Origin of the sequence: Flavisphingopyxis soli, from assembly GCF_007995095.1 — a bacterium.
In the GTDB taxonomy this organism is placed as follows: Bacteria; Pseudomonadota; Alphaproteobacteria; order Sphingomonadales; family Sphingomonadaceae; genus Flavisphingopyxis; species Flavisphingopyxis soli.
Genome location: NZ_VOPY01000002.1, coordinates 584,452 through 602,446, shown reverse-complemented (window position 1 = coordinate 602,446; position 17,995 = coordinate 584,452). Strand labels below are relative to the sequence as shown.

17 protein-coding genes are annotated in these 17,995 nt (G+C 63.2%); 8 read left to right on the top strand and 9 right to left on the bottom strand.

Going from position 1 to position 17,995, the window contains the following annotated elements:
- Window positions 1-7: 7 nt before the first annotated feature.
- The gene (locus tag FSZ31_RS09515) at window positions 8-640 is read right to left on the bottom strand and encodes a TetR/AcrR family transcriptional regulator (RefSeq protein ID WP_147123101.1); all 633 of its coding nucleotides are present in this window, start codon (window positions 638-640) and stop codon (window positions 8-10) included.
- Window positions 641-797: 157 nt separating this feature from the next.
- Complete coding sequence (gene trxC / locus FSZ31_RS09510; protein ID WP_147123100.1) at window positions 798-1,244, bottom strand: thioredoxin TrxC; 447 nt, start codon at window positions 1,242-1,244, stop codon at window positions 798-800.
- Window positions 1,245-1,444: 200 nt separating this feature from the next.
- Here trxC and FSZ31_RS09505 point away from each other — a divergent pair, with 200 nt between their 5' ends.
- The 6 genes from FSZ31_RS09505 (at window position 1,445) to FSZ31_RS09480 (ending at window position 7,200) form a co-directional block, all read left to right on the top strand.
- Window positions 1,445-2,074 carry a peroxiredoxin gene (locus FSZ31_RS09505; RefSeq protein WP_147123099.1) on the top strand — a complete coding sequence of 210 codons (630 nt, stop codon included), beginning with the start codon at window positions 1,445-1,447 and terminating at the stop codon, window positions 2,072-2,074.
- Between the two features lie 69 nt (window positions 2,075-2,143).
- A complete protein-coding gene (locus FSZ31_RS09500) occupies window positions 2,144-3,754 on the top strand; it encodes a cbb3-type cytochrome c oxidase subunit I (protein ID WP_147123098.1) in 1,611 nt (536 codons plus the stop codon).
- On the top strand, window positions 3,751-4,371 hold the full coding sequence (locus tag FSZ31_RS09495; RefSeq protein ID WP_147123097.1) for a cbb3-type cytochrome c oxidase subunit II: 621 nt from the start codon (window positions 3,751-3,753) through the stop codon (window positions 4,369-4,371). Before FSZ31_RS09500 ends, FSZ31_RS09495 begins: the two co-directional genes overlap by 4 nt.
- A 32-nt stretch (window positions 4,372-4,403) precedes the next feature.
- Complete coding sequence (locus FSZ31_RS09490; protein WP_147123096.1) at window positions 4,404-5,594, top strand: c-type cytochrome; 1,191 nt, start codon at window positions 4,404-4,406, stop codon at window positions 5,592-5,594.
- Complete coding sequence (locus FSZ31_RS09485) at window positions 5,584-6,591, top strand: c-type cytochrome (RefSeq protein WP_201739155.1); 1,008 nt, start codon at window positions 5,584-5,586, stop codon at window positions 6,589-6,591. Before FSZ31_RS09490 ends, FSZ31_RS09485 begins: the two co-directional genes overlap by 11 nt.
- 183 nt (window positions 6,592-6,774) lie before the next feature.
- Window positions 6,775-7,200 carry a PilZ domain-containing protein gene (locus tag FSZ31_RS09480; RefSeq protein WP_161595993.1) on the top strand — a complete coding sequence of 142 codons (426 nt, stop codon included), beginning with the start codon at window positions 6,775-6,777 and terminating at the stop codon, window positions 7,198-7,200.
- Between the two features lie 28 nt (window positions 7,201-7,228).
- Here FSZ31_RS09480 and lpdA read toward each other — a convergent pair whose 3' ends face one another.
- From lpdA to FSZ31_RS09465, 3 genes are all read right to left on the bottom strand, one after another.
- Window positions 7,229-8,638, bottom strand: coding sequence for a dihydrolipoyl dehydrogenase (gene lpdA / locus FSZ31_RS09475; RefSeq protein WP_147123094.1), 1,410 nt, complete (start codon window positions 8,636-8,638; stop codon window positions 7,229-7,231).
- Window positions 8,639-8,654: 16 nt separating this feature from the next.
- The gene (locus FSZ31_RS09470) at window positions 8,655-9,020 is read right to left on the bottom strand and encodes an acyl-CoA thioesterase (protein WP_408021650.1); all 366 of its coding nucleotides are present in this window, start codon (window positions 9,018-9,020) and stop codon (window positions 8,655-8,657) included.
- A 182-nt stretch (window positions 9,021-9,202) separates the two neighbouring features.
- Entirely contained in the window at window positions 9,203-10,543 is a 1,341-nt protein-coding gene (locus FSZ31_RS09465) for a pyruvate dehydrogenase complex dihydrolipoamide acetyltransferase (RefSeq protein WP_147123093.1), read from the bottom strand.
- A gap of 196 nt (window positions 10,544-10,739) precedes the next feature.
- On the opposite strand from FSZ31_RS09465, the gene FSZ31_RS09460 reads away from it, so the two are divergent.
- Complete coding sequence (locus FSZ31_RS09460; RefSeq protein ID WP_147123092.1) at window positions 10,740-11,195, top strand: universal stress protein; 456 nt, start codon at window positions 10,740-10,742, stop codon at window positions 11,193-11,195.
- On the opposite strand, the gene FSZ31_RS09455 is transcribed toward FSZ31_RS09460, so the two are convergent.
- Genes FSZ31_RS09455 through phaR form a run of 3 tightly spaced genes read right to left on the bottom strand, consistent with a single transcriptional unit; the run spans window position 11,192 to window position 15,821 of the window.
- On the bottom strand, window positions 11,192-13,648 hold the full coding sequence (locus tag FSZ31_RS09455; RefSeq protein WP_147123285.1) for a ribonuclease R family protein: 2,457 nt from the start codon (window positions 13,646-13,648) through the stop codon (window positions 11,192-11,194). The two genes, FSZ31_RS09460 and FSZ31_RS09455, sit on opposite strands and share 4 nt — an antisense overlap.
- Window positions 13,649-13,679: 31 nt before the next feature.
- The gene (gene proS / locus FSZ31_RS09450) at window positions 13,680-15,212 is read right to left on the bottom strand and encodes a proline--tRNA ligase (RefSeq protein ID WP_147123091.1); all 1,533 of its coding nucleotides are present in this window, start codon (window positions 15,210-15,212) and stop codon (window positions 13,680-13,682) included.
- Window positions 15,213-15,236: 24 nt separating this feature from the next.
- The gene (phaR, locus tag FSZ31_RS09445) at window positions 15,237-15,821 is read right to left on the bottom strand and encodes a polyhydroxyalkanoate synthesis repressor PhaR (RefSeq protein ID WP_147123090.1); all 585 of its coding nucleotides are present in this window, start codon (window positions 15,819-15,821) and stop codon (window positions 15,237-15,239) included.
- Window positions 15,822-15,853: 32 nt separating this feature from the next.
- On the opposite strand from phaR, the gene FSZ31_RS09440 reads away from it, so the two are divergent.
- Window positions 15,854-16,909: an alpha/beta hydrolase gene (locus tag FSZ31_RS09440; RefSeq protein ID WP_147123089.1), complete on the top strand. Its 1,056-nt coding sequence runs from the start codon at window positions 15,854-15,856 to the stop codon at window positions 16,907-16,909.
- Here the strand turns inward: FSZ31_RS09440 and alr are convergent.
- Window positions 16,906-17,946: an alanine racemase gene (alr, locus tag FSZ31_RS09435; RefSeq protein WP_147123284.1), complete on the bottom strand. Its 1,041-nt coding sequence runs from the start codon at window positions 17,944-17,946 to the stop codon at window positions 16,906-16,908. The genes FSZ31_RS09440 and alr overlap by 4 nt on opposite strands.
- Window positions 17,947-17,995: the final 49 nt, after the last annotated feature.

The following is a 17,995-nucleotide window of genomic DNA, read 5'->3' as shown; positions in this document are numbered from 1 at the left end:
TTTCGCTTCAGCCATGATGGAACACCGGTTCGATCAGGACGGCATTGAGCGAGGCACGGAACTGGCTATCGTCGGCCACGCCCGCGACCATCTGGGCCAGCCGTTCGCGGCGGGCGACGGTGCTCGACGCGGCATAGACGAAATTGGCCATGCGAAACGCGCAGTGATCGCGGTCGATTGCGCCTTCATGCGCTGCGGCCTCGGCAAGTGCGACGAAGTTTTCGTGCAGCGGGATCGTCAGCGACCGGAGCAACCAATTGGTCCGCTCGTCGTCGGTCGAAAGGTCGCGCAAGAGAAAGCGCGGGACGAGCGGGCGGGCAATCAGAAAATCGATGAAGCCTTGCATCGCGCGACGAAGCGCCAGTCCGCGGTCACTCTGCGCGTCGGGTATCCGCGCGGCGTCGAGATGAGCGAGAAGCTCTTGGCTCTGTCCTGACACTATCGCCTGCCAAAGCGCGAGCTTGGACCCGAATTGATACGAGATGAGCGACACGTCGACGCCAGCATCTCCAGCGATCTGGCGCAGCGACGTGGCGTCATAGCCTTGCGCCGCGAACCGGCGCATCCCGGCGGTCAGGATTTCGGTCGCAGTATCCCTGTCGGTTTTGGTGGGCCTGCCAGGCTTGCGGGGTTTCGACATGGTTCGCTCCAAGTGGCCATGTCATTTAGGGCGCACGGATGATAATTCAATGCCTGTTTAATAAACCTTTGAATTTGATGGCGTCATTTGGAGATTGGGCTTCGCCACCTCGAAGGTTCTTCGGAACGCTCGAGTTAACTGATGAATTGTCGGTAATTTAGTCCTCCACCGACTGTTTTACCCAACTGACGATCGCACTGGCGGGCATCGCGCCGGCTTGGCGCGCGATCTCCCGACCTTTCGAAAACAGAGCCAAGGTCGGGATCGAGCGGATTTGGTACCGGCCGGCAATCGCCTGTTCGGCTTCGGTGTCGAGTTTACCCAAGCGGACATAAGGCTCAACCTGCGCCGCAGCCGCCTCGAAAGCGGGGGCCATCTGGCGGCAAGGGCCGCACCAGCTGGCCCAGAAATCGACCAGGAGCGGAATGTCGCTTTTCACCATATGGGCCGAAAAGTTTGCCGAGGTCAGTGCCACCGGATGCCCTGTGAACAGCGGCGAATGGCATTTCCCGCATGTGCCGCCCGTTCCGAGCTTCGCCACGGGCACACGGTTAAGCCCTGCGCACGAGGGGCAGGCGATGATTTTGGATTCTTGGCTGGTCATGGCGCGGTCTCCAGTTGCCGGTTCAGTCACTATCGCTGGCATACTCCTCACTCAGGCGATCAGCCACGTTGCCGACGTCGCACTGAGATCCACCTTGACTGGCAGCGTATTGGAAGTGAACCTGTGAGCAATCCACCTAGCAGTCATTGGTAGGGGTGCACCAGAACGGGGTGTCACAGTCTATCGAAGGGAAAAGAAACATGAGTTTGCACATCGGAGATACCGCGCCGGATTTCACCGTCGAAACGCAAAACGGGATGATCAGCCTGCATGAATGGGCCGGCGATAGCTGGGTATTTTTCTTTAGCCATCCGGCTGACTTTACGCCTGTTTGTACGACCGAGATGGGGCGTACGGCGCAGCTCTCCAGCGAGTTTGCGAAGCGGAACGTCAAGCCGCTCGGCCTATCGACCGATACCGCCGAAGAGCATCGCAAATGGATCAAGGATGTGAATGAGACGCAGCACACCACGCTCGAATTCCCGATTGTGGCCGATGCGGACCTGGCGGTTGCAAAGCTCTATGACATGATTCATCCAGATGAGAGCGAGACGGCAGCCGTGCGTTCGGTGTTCATCATCGACCCGAACAAGAAGGTTCGGCTCACAATGACCTATCCGATGAATGTGGGGCGAAATTTCGACGAGATCCTTCGCGTTATCGATGCGCTTCAACTCGGCGACCGCAAACGGATCGCCACTCCTGCAGACTGGCAGTTGGGCAAGGATGTTATCATCCCTCCTTCAATCACAAACGATGAAGCCAAGACACTCTTCCCGCAGGGTTGGACGGAACATCGCCCGTATCTTCGTACCCTAAAGGTCGATTGATGCGCCAAGGCGGGGTGGCCCGAAGGCCGCCCCGCCCTCGATCCCGTCGAGGTTTGAAGGAGGGCGCGCATGACGTTGACGATTGGCCTGTTGCTGGGTTTGAGCTTCTTCGCGTCGCTGCTGGCGCTGGCGTTCTTGATCTGGGCCGTTAACAATCGCCAACTGACAATCACCCAACACGACGCCTATACGATCTTTACCGAGGGCGAGGCCGGACATCCCGACGACGCCACAACCGAAGGTTCGCAGGACGAAGGGGGCGCCGCACGGGCCCATCATTTCGATACCGAGCGTGCCGGCATCGATGCAATATCGCGTCCGGCCGTGGTCACGCTCATTAGCAGCGGTATAGCATGGCTCGCTATCGGTTCGATTTTCGGGCTGATCGCGTCGCTCAAGCTTCACTGGCCTGACTGGCTTGTTGGGGAAGCATGGCTGACCTTTGGGCGGGTTCGCACATTGCATCTCAATATGGTCATCTACGGTTGGCTGTCGATGACGGGCATCGGTGTAGCAATGTGGGTGGCGCCGCGCATATTTCACACCGCGCTGCGGTATCCCAAGCTGCCGATCATTGGCGCCATCCTGTGGAATGTCGGGGTTGCGGCAGGCGCGATCGCAATCGCTTCAGGATGGAACGATGGCCAGGAGTGGCTGGAAATTCCCTGGCAGATCGACATCCTGATCGCGATCGCCGGAAGCTTCTTTGTCCTACCGCTGCTCGCGACCGCTGCTCGCCGCCACGTCAAGCATATCTACGTGACGGGATGGTATTATATCGCAGCGTTATGTTGGTTCCCCATCCTGTTCTTCATCGCGAATATCCCCTATATTTACAGCGGCGTTCAGGAAGCCACGGTCAATTGGTGGTTCGCGCATAACGTCCTGGGCCTGTGGCTGACCCCACTCGGCGTCGGCGCGGCCTATTATTTCATCCCCAAAATCATCGGCAAGCCGATCTATTCTTACAGCCTGTCGCTCCTGGGATTTTGGGCGCTGGCCCTGTTCTATAGCCAGGTCGGCATTCACCATTTGATTGGCGGGCCGGTGCCAACATGGGTGGTGACGCTTTCGATCGTCCATTCGGTGATGATGTTCGTGCCCGTCATTGCGGTTGCGATCAATCACCACGTCACTGTCGCGCGCAACCTATGGGCGCTCAAGGCCTCGGTGCCGCTGCGCTTCATCTCGCTCGGGGCGGTGATGTATACGCTGGCCTCGTTCCAGGGATCGATCGAGGCACTGCGGTCGGTCAACAGTGTTACCCATTTCACCCAGTATACGGTCGCCCACGCGCATCTTGGCGCTTACGGATTCGTGTCGTTTGTGATGTTCGGTGCCGTCTATCACATGTTGCCTCGCATCACCGGCCGCTCCTGGCCCTGGCCATCGATGATCCCTGCCCATTTCTGGCTCGTGGTTGTCGGGTTCGCGATCTATTTCATCGGGCTGACGATCGGCGGAGTGCTTCAGGGTTTTGCCATGCTCGACGTCGCCCGGCCTTTCTCCGACAGTGTGCAGGTGGTCTTGCCCTATCTTGAGATTCGGTCGTTAGGTGGCGCGGTGATGGTTGTCGGCCATCTGATTTTCGCGGCGCACTTCCTCGCGGCGCTGATCCAGCGCGATGCGCAGGCACCGGCTGCCCAGCCCCATGACACGCGATCGGCGGTGTCGACATGAACCGCATGGTCCCGCTTGCCATTCTGGCACTTGCCATCCTTGCATTTGCAACGCTGATGCTGGTGATCGCGCCCGCGATCCAGATTAGGAGCGAGGCGCCGACCCCGGGCCTGAAGCCCTATACAGCGCAACAATTGCGCGGTCGGACGCAGTATGTTGCACAAGGCTGCATCTATTGTCACAGCCAGCAGCCGCGCTCGATCGATCAGGCCCCCGATGCAGAGCGTGGCTGGGGTCGCGCCTCGGTTGCATCGGATTATGCCTATGATCGCCCTCACCTGCTCGGCACGATGCGGACCGGGCCTGACCTGTTCAACGTCGGCGCGCGCCTGCCCAGTCGCGGCTGGCATCTCACCCATCTCTACCAGCCGCGTGCAATCTTCGGCTGGAGCATCATGCCCGCCTATCCCTATCTGTTCGAGCGCAAAGAGCATGCGGAGCCGGGCGACGTCGTTATCATCCTGCCGGCCGATCGCGCGCCAAAAAAGGGGGTGATCGTGGCCAAACGCGAAGCGCTCGACCTGGTCGCCTATCTGCAGTCGCTCGATCATACGTTTCCCGCGCCAACGCGAGCGGTCCGCGATGACGGTTACGCCGAGAAAGGGGAGCCGCGGTGAAGCCCCCGCCAACTACGACCTCCGTGCCGCCAATGGAAAGCTTTGAACCCTACGAGGAGTTCAAGCCAATCCCGCTACCGGTCCTGATAATCGCGGTCGCACTCGCCTTGTGGGGAGTTTTCACGCTGCTCGACAACGGCAAGGCGGTGACGGTCGGGCGGGCCGAGCGATCCGATCAAATCGCCGACCAGCACGCCAACCGGCAGAACGGTGCCGAGCTGTTCGTATCGCGCTGTGCGACCTGTCATCAGCCTAATGGCAGCGGAGTCGAGGGAGCGATCCCACCGCTGGCCAGCTCGCCGTTCCTCAAGGCATCGCCCGAAGTCGCGATGCATATCCTGCTCAACGGGATCGACGGCCCGATCCGCGTCGGTGACGCGACATTCGAAGGCCATATGCCCAGTTTCGCGAGTGTATTGTCCGACGCCGATATTGTTCGCCTTGTAACACACGTTCGCGGGACCTTCGCAGACCGCCACGATCTCTTGACCGAGGGCGACGTTGCGACCGCGCGCTTGCTCGCGGGGCGTCGCGGGGCCTGGCAGGGCGGGCAGGAAATCGCGGCGCGGCTCGACGCATCGCTGGGACCGCAACCGCCAATGAGCTCCGCTACTCAGGCTGCCATCGATCCGATCGCCCAAAAGCTCGTTTCACAGGGCAATGGTCAGACATGGGCGTGCGCATCATGCCATGGCATGCGCGGTCAAGGATCGGCGAGCGTCCCTCGCCTGGCTGGCCTTCCTGCCGCATATATCGCCAAGCAGCTTGGCGATTACGTCACCGGGAAGCGGCGCAACGAGACCATGCAGCTTGTGGCCCGGACGTTGAAACCGCAGGACATGCGGCGGATCGGCGATTATTATTCTGTCATGCGGGCGCCGTCGAACGCACGGGCATCGCTCGGCGGGGACCTGGTTCGCGGTGAGCGCCTCGTCCTCGACGGCGACTGGGCCCGCGGCTTGCCTTCGTGCGTCTCGTGCCATGGGCCATCGACATTCGGGGTCGCTCCGAGTTTCCCGGCGCTGTCCGCCCAGCATCCCGAATATACCGCGGCCCAACTGACGGCTTGGGTATCGGGAACCCGCGACAATTCCACCGGCAGGTTGATGAACGGGATCGCGGCCCGCCTGAACGATGCGGATCGCCGCGCGGTGGCGGATTATCTGGCTACGCTTCCTCCCGTTCCAGCGCCAGCAACAAGGGGTCGAACCAATGGAAAGTGAAGAGCGCGAGCGAGTTGAAGGCGGCGAAGAGCGCGCCCGCCCGCTCATGGGACGCGGCGTCAGGACCGCCATCATCGCTATCGGCGGAGGCGCTGCGCTGTTCGTGATAGCGTCATTAGCGTTCGATGCGGGGATTTTCAGCGACAGGGGCGAGGTCCCCATGAGCCCGGACGTTGCCCAAGCCCAAATGTTCCAGCCGCCCGCCGAAACGTCCATACCCGATGGCCCGGCAGGCGATGCGGTCCGGCGCGGACAGGCGATCTTTGTCAACACCGCGTCGAACGCCGGCGATTTCGTCGGCAACGGCGTGGCTTGTGCGAGCTGTCATCTCGACAGCGGTCGCCGCGCAAATTCCGCACCGATGTGGGCGGCGTGGGTGGCCTATCCAAAATATCGTTCGAAGAACAAGCAGATCAACACGATGGAGGACCGGATAAAGGGGTGTTTCACCTATTCGATGAACGCCCAGGCATCGAAGTCGGGTGGCCCACCCCCGGCAGGCCATGCGGTATACAAAGACCTCGAGACATATATGCACTGGCTAGCAACCGGCGCCCCGACCGGTGCCAATATGCCCGGAGCAGGCTATCCCACGCTGGAAAAGACTTCGCTCGGCTATGAACCCGCCCGCGGGCAAAAGGTCTTCGTTGCAAAATGCGCTGCCTGTCATGGCGCCGACGGTGCCGGCCAGTTGGACATTAACGGCCGGATTGTCTTCCCCCCTCTCTGGGGTCCGAATAGCTTCAATTGGGGGGCTGGCATGGCGAGGGTGAACACCGCAGCAGGCTTCATCAAGGCCAATATGCCGCTTGGCCAGGGCAGCAGTCTTACCGATCAACAGGCATGGGACGTGGCCGCGTATATCGACAGTCAAGAGCGACCCAAGGATCCACGCCAGACCGGCAGTATCGAAGAGAATGCCAAGGCCAACCATGGCGGCGATAGCTATTACGGAAAGCGTATTGACGGCCGGTTGGTTGGCGTCGGCACGCCGTGATGCCCGCTGCACAAGTGCGGCCGTCCGGCGGCCAGACCGAAGCGTACCGGATATCAAAAGGTCAGTGGACCGGAACACTGCTGGAAATTGAACCCCGATAAGATTTCCGAGTCCTACGATCGGAGGATCATCCTAGTTTACACTAGTTTAATCACGTTGCGCTAATCGATGACTATGCAAAGCATGAAGCTTTCCCAGTCGCAGTTCATGCGTCAACTTGCGACCAGCGGTCTCGATCGGCCGTCGTGGTGCGACCATGGCGATGATCGTCGCAGTGCGCGCCGCGAACCCGTGGTCATCGAGGGGATCCTGCACCAGGCCAAGCTAAAGCCCGTCACGGTGACCGTGCTCGATTTCTCGCGCGAGGGGTGCTCGTTCGCCTGCGCCGGCAATTTTCGCGAAGAAGAGCCATTCTTCGTCCATATTGACGGGATCGAACCGCTCCGTGCCACGGTCGCATGGAAAGGCGACATGCGCTACGGCTGCCGCTTCGACAAGCCGATCTACCAGGCGGTCGCAAACCACATCACGTCGACGCTGTCGCGCCAGAACAACCGGCGCGATTTCCAGAAACGCGTCAACGTCATCAAGTCCTCGATCGCGCGCTAAGCGCGGCCATCGCAATCAGCCACCGCAATCAGATATGCACCGCGCGGTCGTACGCCGCGAGGACGCTTTCGTGCATCATCTCGCTGAGCGTCGGATGCGGGAAGATGCTGGTCATGAGCTCTACCTCGGTCGTTTCGAGCGTCTTGCCGACGACATAGCCCTGGATCAGCTCGGTGACCTCGGCGCCGATCATGTGCGCGCCGAGCAGCTCGCCGGTCTTGGCATCGAACACCGTTTTCACGAACCCTTCAGCCTCGCCGAGCGCGATCGCCTTGCCGTTGCCGATAAAGGGGAAGGTGCCAACCTTGAGCGTGTAACCCGCCTCCTTTGCCTTGGCTTCGGTCATGCCGACCGAGGCGATCTGCGGGTGGCAATAGGTGCAACCAGGGATATTGTTGCGGTCGAGCGCGTGTGGGTGGACGTCGGTGTTGCCCAGTTCTTGCGCAATCGCCTCGGCGGCGGTGACGCCTTCGTGGCTCGCCTTGTGCGCCAGCCAGGGGCCGGGAACGCAATCGCCGATCGCCCACAGGCCCTTCGATCTGGTGCGGCCATAGGGATCGATCTGGATGAAGCCGCGATCCATTTCGACGAGCTTTTCCAAGCCGATATTCTCGGTATTGGGGACGATGCCGACCGCGACGATGACGTGGCTGAACTCTGACTTGGCGACCTTGCCGTCTTTTCCCTTGATCGCGGCGGTGATGCCCTTGGCGCCGACGTCGATGCTCTCGACCCCTGCCCCGGTCATGATCGTCATGCCCTGTTTTTTGAGCGATTTCTCGAGGAATGCGCTGACGTCGGCATCCTCGACCGGAACGACGCGGTCGAGCATCTCGACGACGGTAACATCGGCGCCCATGTCATTGTAGAAGCTGGCAAACTCGATGCCGATCGCGCCCGATCCGATGACCAGAAGCTTGGTGGGCATTTCGGGCGGCGTCATCGCGTGGCGATAGGTCCAGACGCGCTTGCCGTCGGCCTTGGCGAAGGGAAGGTCGCGGGCGCGCGCGCCAGTCGCGACGATGATATGCTTGGCGGTGAGCTTTTCCTCGCCCTTGTCGCTTTCGACGGTCAGGCTGGTCGGCCCGGTCAGCGTGCCGGTGCCCATATGGACCGCGATCTTGTTCTTCTTCATCAGGTGCGTGACGCCCTGGTTGAGTTGTTTCGCGACACCGCGGCTGCGCTTGACGACGGCGTCGAGGTCGGCGCTGATCTTCTCGGCCGCGAGCCCGTAATCCTTGGCGTGGTTCATATAGTGGAATATCTCGGCCGAACGCAGCAGCGCCTTGGTCGGGATGCAGCCCCAGTTGAGGCAGATCCCGCCGAGCAGCTCGCGCTCGACGATCGCGGTCTTGAGGCCAAGCTGGCTCGCGCGGATCGCCGCGACATAGCCGCCCGGTCCACTGCCCAATACGATGACGTCGTAAGTTTCGGCCATAACTCTTTGCTTTCGTTCAAACCGTAGGAGTAATTTCGCGTTTTTTGCCGTCCGCGCCGATGGCGACGAAGGTGAAGCGGCCGCTGGCGACGCGGGTTTCGGTTTCGCCATCGCGTTCGCGCGCAATCGCTTCAACCGCGATAGTCATTGAACTGCTGCCCTGTTTCTCGATCACCGGATAGCAGGACAGCTCGTCGCCGACCGCCATCGCACCGGGAAAGCGCAATTCGTCCGCCGCGATCACGACCGTCTTGCCCTTGGCATGGCGCGAGGCGAGCGAGCCCGCCGCGAGCGCCATCTGGCTCATGATCCAGCCGCCGAAAACGCCGCCATAGGGGTTGAGATCGGCGGGCATCGCGGTGACGCGGATGGCGGGCGTCAACCATCCGGCTTCGGCGGGAAACGCCTCCAACAAAGCTCTAACTTCTTCGTAGGATAGTTTTCGTTTCTTGTGCCGTAGCGCTGATACGCCGCTTTGATGAATGCCCAGCGCTTGTTCAACTTGTTCGCTCTTTACGCCTTTCGAAAATAGGCGCTCTAGCAGATCGCTTGTCGAAGGAAGCATTAAGCCAACATCCCCAGCGGGTTCTCCACGAGGTCCTTGAACGCCTTCATCAGTTGCGCGCCGTCGGCGCCGTCGATGGCGCGGTGGTCGAAGCTGCCGGTGGCGCTCATGACCGTCGCGACGCCGAGCGCGTCATCGACGATATAGGGGCGCTTTTCGCCCGCGCCGATCGCCATGATCATGCCCTGCGGCGGGTTGATGACGGCATCGAACTGCTTGATGCCGAACATGCCCATGTTCGAAATGCTCGCGGTGCCGCCCTGGTATTCGTGCGGCTGGAGCTTGCCCTCCTTGGCGCGCCCGGCGAGATCCTTGACCTCGGTCGCGATCGCCGAGACCGATTTTTCGTTGGCACCGACGACGATGGGCGTGATCAGGCCGCCCTCGATGCTGACCGCGACCGAGATGTCGGCGCGGCTGTAGGCGATTAGGCTGTCGCCGGCGAAGGCGACGTTGCACTTGGGGACGATCATCAGCGCCTGTGCGAGCGCCTTGATGAGGAGGTCGTTGACGCTGAGCTTGATGCCGCGGCTTTCGAGACCGGCGTTGAGCTCGCCGCGCAGCTTGAGCAGCGCATCGATGCGGATATCGACGGTCAGGTAGATATGCGGCACGGTCTGCTTCGCCTCGGTCAGCCGGCGCGCGATCGTCTTGCGCATGTTGCTGAGTTTCTGGACCTCATGCGGAATCTCGCCGGGATCGACCGGGGCCGATTTGGACTGCGCGCGGGCTTCGACGGGCTCAGCCTGAGCGGATGTTTGCGGGGTGGCGCTTTCGACGTCGGCCTTGACGATGCGGCCGCCGGGACCCGAGCCGGTCAGCGTGGACAGGTTGACGCCGGTGTCGGCGGCAATGCGGCGGGCGAGTGGGCTGGCCTTGATGCGGTCGCCGTCATTGGATCGGGTCGGAGCCTGGCTCGCCGAAGGGGCTTCGACAGGCTCAGCCTGAGCGGATGAAGGAGTGGATGAGGGGGAAGCGCCTGATCCATCATCTGTTTGTGCCGAGCTTGCCGAATGACCGCCCTCGGTCTTTGGCGTATCGGCTGGTTCAGCCTTTGCAACTGCGCCGCCACTCGCCGCCGCTTCGGCGACGTCTTCGCCCTCTTCCGCCAAGATCGCTATGACGTCACCGACCTTGACCGCGTCGGTGCCGTCGGGGACGACGATCCTGGCGACAGTGCCTTCGTCGATCGCCTCGAATTCCATCGTCGCCTTGTCGGTCTCGATCTCTGCGAGGAGCGTGCCCGACGTCACGACGTCGCCTTCCTTGACCATCCATTTGGCGAGCGTGCCTTCCTCCATGGTCGGCGAAAGGGCGGGCATTTTAAGCTCGATGGCCATCGGCTGGCATCCTCGTAATCTGGCGGCGGCCCGGCGGTTGCGGGCGGCGATTGTTCGCGCCTTCCAGCCCGAAACGGGGCATCGGGTCAAGGCCTATGTCGGCTTCGTGCTTGCATCGTGCGCTGCGCGCGCCCAAATTTGCGTGAAGGGCGTCCCGGCAGGGACACGCGACGCCCCGAGATTGGGGGGACGCTGCATGAGAAGTTATCTGGTCGTCATCGACGAGAGCGATGAATCGGCGCTGGCGATGCGCTTTGCCGCGCGCCGTGCTGCGCGCACCGGCGGCAAGGTCCATGTCCTCGCGGTCGTCGCGCCGCAGGAATTCGTGGCGTGGGGCGGCGCGCAGGCGACGATGGAGGACGAGGCGCGCGCCCGCGCCGAGGCGCTCGTCGCCGGCGCGGCTGGCACACTGGCGCTCGAAAACGGCATATCGCCGACGATTACCGTCCGGCTGGGCAAGGACATCGACGTCGTCCGCGACGTGATTGCCGACGACAAGGAGATCGTCGCGCTCGTCCTCGGTGCCGCCGCATCGGGCAATCCCGGGCCGTTGGTGTCGCACTTCGCGGGCAGCGATGCGGGCACAATGGGCTGCCCGGTGTTCATCATCCCCGGATCGCTGTCGATCGAGGACATCGACCGCTTGAGTTAGCGGCTTTTCTTGCCCTGGTGGCGGATGTTGGCGGGGCGGCCGCGTTTGCCCTGGTTGGGCTTCTTGCTGCGCTCGCCGTCGCGCGTCTCAGCTTTACCGGTGCGTGGTCCCTTGCCGGGGCTGCGGCGCGGGCCTTTATCGGGTCCTCCGCGATCGGAGCCACCGCCGCGAGGTCCCTTGCCGGGCTTCTTGCCGTAGCGCTTGTCGCCGCCGTTGCCGGGACGTTTGCGCGGATCCTTGCGCGTTCCCTTGGGGCCGCCCTTGCCGCGCGGTGCCGATGAACGCTCGTCGCGACCGCCGCCATTGGCATCGGTCCGCTCGGGCAGTTCGAACAACAGCGATGCCTTGATCGGATCGGCCTCGACCAGCCGCAGCTTGAGCCGCTGTCCACTGGTGAAGCGGGTGCCGGTGTCGCGTCCGGTCAGCGTCTGGCTGGCCTCGTCATATTCGAAATATTCGCGGCCGAGCGAGCGCACGGGGATGAGGCCGTCGCCGCCGATGTCATCGACCGTTGCGAAGAAGCCGAAATCCTTGACCCCGGTGATCCGCGCATCGACGATCTCGCCCTTGTGGCGCGACAGATAGGCGGCGACGTAGCGGTCGACCGTCTCGCGTTCGGCCTGCATGGCGCGGCGTTCGGCATCGCTGATCGCCTGGCCGATCTTGGCGAGATCCTCGATATCGTCGCGTGCCAGCCCGGTTTTTGCCGCGATCTTGTCGTCGGCGGGCTTGCCCTGTTCGAGGCCGTAGCCATCGACCAGCGAGCGGTGGACGAGCAGATCGGCATAGCGGCGGATCGGTGAGGTGAAATGCGCGTAGCTACCCAGCGCGAGGCCGAAATGGCCCATGTTCACGGGGCCGTAATAGGCCTGCATCTGCGTGCGCAGCACCTGTTCCATGACCTGCGCCTTGATCGCTTCATTGGCGATCTTGCCGAGCACGCGGTTGAAGATCGCGGGGCGGACGACCTGGCCGAGCGCGAAGTCCACGTCGAGGGTCTTCAAATAGTCCTTCATCGCGACGAGCTTGTCGCGGCTGGGGACTTCGTGGACGCGGTACATGACGGGGCGCGCCTTGCCTTCGAGGCCCTTGGCCGCGGCGACGTTGGCGGCGATCATGAAATCCTCGACGAGGCGATGCGCATCGAGCCGGTCGCGCGCCGCGACCGAGGTGATGCGCCCGGTTTCATCGAGTTCGATGCGCCGCTCGGGTAGGTCAAGATCGAGCGGTTCGCGCTTGGTCCGCGCCGCCTTGAGCAGCGCCCAGCACGCCCAGAGCGGCCTGAGTGCGGTATCGGTGAGATCGTGCGGCGCGATGCCGTCGATCGCTGCCTGCGCGTCTTCATAGGCGATGTTAGCGGCGAGGCGGACGCGCGCGCGGGTGAAACGCCACGCGGTGATCCGGCCGTCGGCGGCGATCGTCATGTGGCAGGCGAGCGCGGCGCGGTCCTGCCCGGCCTTGAGCGAACACATGTCGGCCGAGAGGATCTCGGGCAGCATCGGCACGACCTGGTCGGGGAAATAGACGCTGTTGCCGCGCTTGCGTGCCTCGCGGTCGAGCGCGCTGCCGGGGCGGACATAGTAGCTCACATCGGCGATTGCGACGATCGCGCGGTAGCCGCCGGGGTTCTTGGGATCGTCGTCTTCGCCCGCCCAGATCGCGTCATCATGGTCGCGCGCGTCGGCGGGATCGATCGCGACGATCGGGATATGCGTCAGATCCTCGCGCTTGTCGCCGAGTGGGACTTTCGCCACGCGTTCGGCCTCGCCGATGACCGCGTCGGGAAAGACGTGGGGGATGCCGTATTTGTGGATCGCGATCTCGCTGAAGCTCTTGGGCGCGAGCGGATCGCCGAGGATCTGCTTGACCGCGACGCTTTGCTGCGGCGGGCGACCGCTGATCGCGGCAAGGACGAGATCGCCGGGCTTTGCCTCGCCAAGGTCGGAGATCGCCCAGTCGCGGCGCGCTTTCTTGTCGACCGCGCGCAGCCAGTATTGTTTCGCCTTGTTACCCGGCTGTGCGGTGACGACACCGAGGACCATTTCCTCGGTCCGCTCGAGCTTTTTCATCAGGTGCGCGACATGGCCCTTGCCGCGCTCTTCGGTGCGCGCGAGGATCCGGTCGCCGACGCCGAGTGCGCCCTTGCGCCCGCGCTGGATGACGCGAAGCATCGGCGGCGGGGTGCCTGCATCCCATTCCTCGGGCGTCGCAACGGGCTGATCGTCGTCGATATCGACGATCCGCAGCACGGTGACCTTGGGGACTTCGCCACCGGCGGTGTAGGTGCGACCGGGCGTCAGGTCGATCAGCCCGTCGTCGGTCATGTCGCGGAGCATCGCCTTCAATTTGATTTTTTCGCCGCCCTTGAGGCCGAACTCGCGCGCGATCTCGCGCTTGCCGGCGGGCTGGTGGCTCGATTTGATGAAGGCGACGACCTGGTCGATCGTCGGCATGCCGTCGGGTGCGCGTTGCTGCTTGGCCACCTTAATATGCCCGGCCGATGAGGATGCGTTCGACCGCCGCCTCGCCGGTGAAGAAACAGGTCGACCCCGCCGCATCGCTGCCCTGCGGCACGTTGCGCATCGTCAATTTGAGCGCCTTCAGTTCCTCGATGATCGCCTCGAGCCCGGCGCCGGTCGGCTTCGACCAGCTGACCTCGACCCAGCCCGGATAAGCTGCCGCATCGGCGAAATGCGCGGCGAGCGCAGCGCGGTCGGTAATGTCGCGGGTGATGTTGGCGTCAAGGCGCGTCTTGGCTTCGGCGTGCAGCTGTTGCTGGATCGCTTCGAGCAGTCCGGGCGCCGCGGCGGCGAGATCGGCGGGCGTCATCGCCTTGCTCGCGAGGCGACCGTCGTCGCCATAGAGCGCAGTGCGTTCGATGACCGTGACGAGACCCGCGGCCATGTCGCGGCCGCCGATTTCGAGGATGATCGGCGCGCCCTTCTTGACCCACGACCAGCGCTTGTTGGCGGGCTTGAGCGCGCGCTTGTCGAGATGGACGCGCAGCGGTTCGCCAAACGCACTGCCCTGTTTGAGCGAGGCGACGAGCGCGTTGCAGTAATCGAGCAGGGCCGCATCCTCGTCATTGTCGCGTAGCATCGGCACGATGACGATCTGGTGTGGTGCAATCAGCGGGGGAACGCGCAGGCCGTCGTCGTCGCCGTGCGTCATGATGACGCCGCCTATGAGGCGCGTCGAGACGCCCCAGCTTGTCGTATGCGCGAGTTCGAGCTCGCCCTCGGGCGACTGGTAGCGAATGTTCTGCGCCTCGGCGAAAGCGGTGCCGAGATAGTGCGTCGTGCCCGCCTGGAGCGCCTTGCCGTCCTGCATCATCGCTTCGATCGAATAGGTTGCGACCGCGCCAGGGAAGCGCTCATGCTCGGGCTTTTCGCCAGCGATAACGGGCATCGCGAGAACATTTTCGGAGAAACTGCGATAGAGTTCGAGGATCGCGAGCGTCTCTTCCATCGCCTCGTCACGTGTCGCGTGCGCCGTATGGCCTTCCTGCCAGAGGAATTCGCTCGTCCGCAGGAACATCCGCGTGCGCATTTCCCAGCGGACGACATTGGCCCACTGGTTGATCTTGACCGGCAGGTCGCGCCAGCTCTGGATCCAGCGCGCAAAAGCGGTGCCGATCACGGTTTCTGACGTCGGCCGGATGATCAGCGGCTCTTCGAGCTTGGCATCGGGATCGGGGACGAGCGTTCCGTCCTGCTCAATCAGGCGATGATGGGTGACAACCGCCATTTCCTTGGCGAAGCCGTCGACATGCTCGGCTTCCTTGGCGAAATAGCTCAAGGGGATGAAGATCGGGAAATAGCAGTTTTCGTGGCCTGTCGCCTTGATCTGGTCGTCGAGCAGGCGCTGGATCCGCTCCCACATTCCATAGCCCCAGGGGCGGATGATCATGCAGCCGCGCACGCCCGATTCCTCGGCCATGTCGGCTTCGGTGATGACTTCCTGGTACCAGGCCGAAAAATCGGTCGCCCGGCGGTTCTTTAACGCGTGCTTGATCATGAAACTGGAGTCCGATTGACGGGGTTATTTCTTGCTGGCGCTCGATTTCTTGAGCGCTTCGAGTTCGGCCTTGAGCCGGGCGATTTCGGCATCCTTGTCGTTGCCGTTCGCGGTTGCCTCTGTATCGGGCGCCCCGCCGCCCATCGCAGGCATGCCGAACGCGCGCGCGGCCGACTGGAACATAGCCATATTGCGGCGGGTCATCTCGGCGAGCGTGTCGCTGCCGAGCGCGCCGCTCATCGCCTGGCCGACGCGCTGCTGGTTGTCGCGAAAACTGTCCATCGTCGCGTCGAGATAATTGGGCACGATCGATTGCACGCTGTCGCCATACAGCGCGATGATCTGTCGCAGGAACTTGACCGGCAGCATAGTCGGGCCGCGCGATTCCTCTTCCATGATGATCTGGGTGAGGACGCTGTGCGTGATGTCATCGCCCGATTTGGCATCCTCGACGGTGAACTCGCGTCCTTCGCGGATCATGCCGGCGAGATCGTCGAGCGTGATGTAGCGCGACTTGTCGGTGTCGTAGAGACGACGATTGGCGTATTTCTTGATAACGATGATATCGTTGTCGCGATCGCTCTTGGAACGATGCTGCGCTTTTGCCATGACAGTCTCTTGCTGGACGGGGGTGGAAGGCCGTGGATCATTTAGCATCAAACGATGATGCACCGCAACATCGCCCGCGCCCACTGCCGCTGTTCCTCCAGATGGTCGCCGAGGTCGCACGCAGCGACCCCGCGACCGCGGCCGCCGCGCTCGACGGCTTGCAGCGATACCAGCAGGCGCCGCGGTCGGCCCAGCGTTGGCCCGACGTCCCCGGCGAGGCGATCGGACGCGCGCGGCTTCATTGCTATCGCAGCGATGGCCCGCCGGTGCTGCTCATCCCGTCGCTGATCAATCCGCCGCGCGTGCTCGACATGGCTGCGGACAATTCGCTCGCACGCGCGCTCGTCGATGCCGGGTTCGGCGTCCACTTGCTGACCTGGGGAACGCCGTGCCGCGCCGATGCTGGCGACGGCCTGAACGAGCATGTTGAACGCTATCTGTTGCCCGCAATCGAGCGGCTCGGTGGGTCGGTCCAGCTCGTCGGTCACTGTCTTGGCGGAACGCTTGCACTTGGCGCTGGAGCGGTCGCACCGGTCGCAAGCGTCGCGACGATTGCCGCGCCGTGGGACTTCGACGCCTATCCCGGCACGATGCGCGTCCGGCTGGCTCGGCTGTGGCAGCACAATCGGCATGCGCTCGAACGTGTCGGGCTGGTCCCGCTCGAATTGCTCCAGACCGCTTTCTGGGCACTCGATCCCGATCGCACCGTGGAAAAGTTCGCGCGTTTGGCAGATCCGCAACTGGATCCGGCAATGCTTGCTACTTTCGTCGCGCTAGAGGACTGGGCGAACGGCGGCGATCCCCTGCCCTATGCTGCGGGCGCCGGACTGTTCGACGACCTGTTCGGTGCCAATGCACCGGCCAATGGCGATTGGCGCGTCGCGGGAAAGCGCATCGATCCTCGACCCGATGATGTCCCCTCGCTCCATTTCGCATCGACCAGCGATCGCATCGTCCCGCTTGCCGCGGTGCCCGATTGGGGCGAGCGCCGCGATGTCGCATCGGGACATATCGGCATGGTCGTCGGGCGCGCGGCACCCGAAACCCTGTGGCAACCGCTGATCGCCTGGCTCGGCGCGCACGCCTAAAACCAGACACGGTCCCAGCGCTGGCCGAGGCCGGTCAGCAGTTCATATTGCGACATCGGCGAATTTTGCGCGAGAACGGCGAGGTCGAAGTCGATCCCGACCCAGTCGCCTTCGCGGGCATCGTCGGGCAGTTCGATCGCGATGAGGTCCATCGAGACCCGCCCGACGATCGCGCAATGGTCCCCGCGATAGGAGAGCGTCATGGAAGGCCCAAGCGAGCAGTAGAGCCCGTCGGCATAGCCTGCGTTGACGATTCCCACGGTCATCGCCGTTGGCGCGGTGAAGGTCGCGCCATAGCCGACCGTCTCGCCCGCGGTCAGCGACCGGAGCTGGAGAATTTGCGTCTCGGGATAGGCGACAGGCGTGATATTGCCCACTGCCTCGCGACGCGGAATGCCGCCATAAAGCGCCAGGCCCGGACGCGTCAGGGCAAAGGCGTATTCGTCGCCGAGGCAGATGCCGGCGCTGTTGGCGAGGCTGGCGCGCGCGCCGGCAAACTGCGCGGCAGTTGCGGCAAAGCGGTCGCGCTGACGTGCATTCATTGTGCTGTCTTCATCGGCGCAGGCGAGATGGCTCATCAGCGTGTTGATGGTGAGTCGATCAATGGCTTTGTCGCCGATGTCGTCGAGGGCAAGGCCCAGGCGATTCATGCCCGTATCGACCATGATGTCGCACGGCCGGTCGGGGCAATGCGCCAGCCAGCGCCGGACCTGGTCGAGGCTGTTGAGGACGGGCCGCGCCGGGCTGCCGACCGCATACGCCATGTCGTCATCGCGCACACCATGGAATACCGAGAGCGAGAGGCCTTTGGCGAGAGGCATCAGGGCATCGGCTTCGGCCCAGGTCGAAACGTAGAAATCGCGGCAGCCCGCCTGCGCCAGCCTTTGCATAACGTCGCGCGCGCCGAGGCCATAGCCGTCCGCCTTGACGGCAGCGCCGCACGCAGCAGCGCCGCTCTGCCGGGCAAGCCAGCGCCAGTTCGATTGCAGCGCGGCGCCGTCGAGCCGCAATCTCAGGGGCGGTTGAAAATCATCCATCGCCTGCGGATAACCCTCGCGCGCTGCGGCGTCCATCACCGTCCGCTCG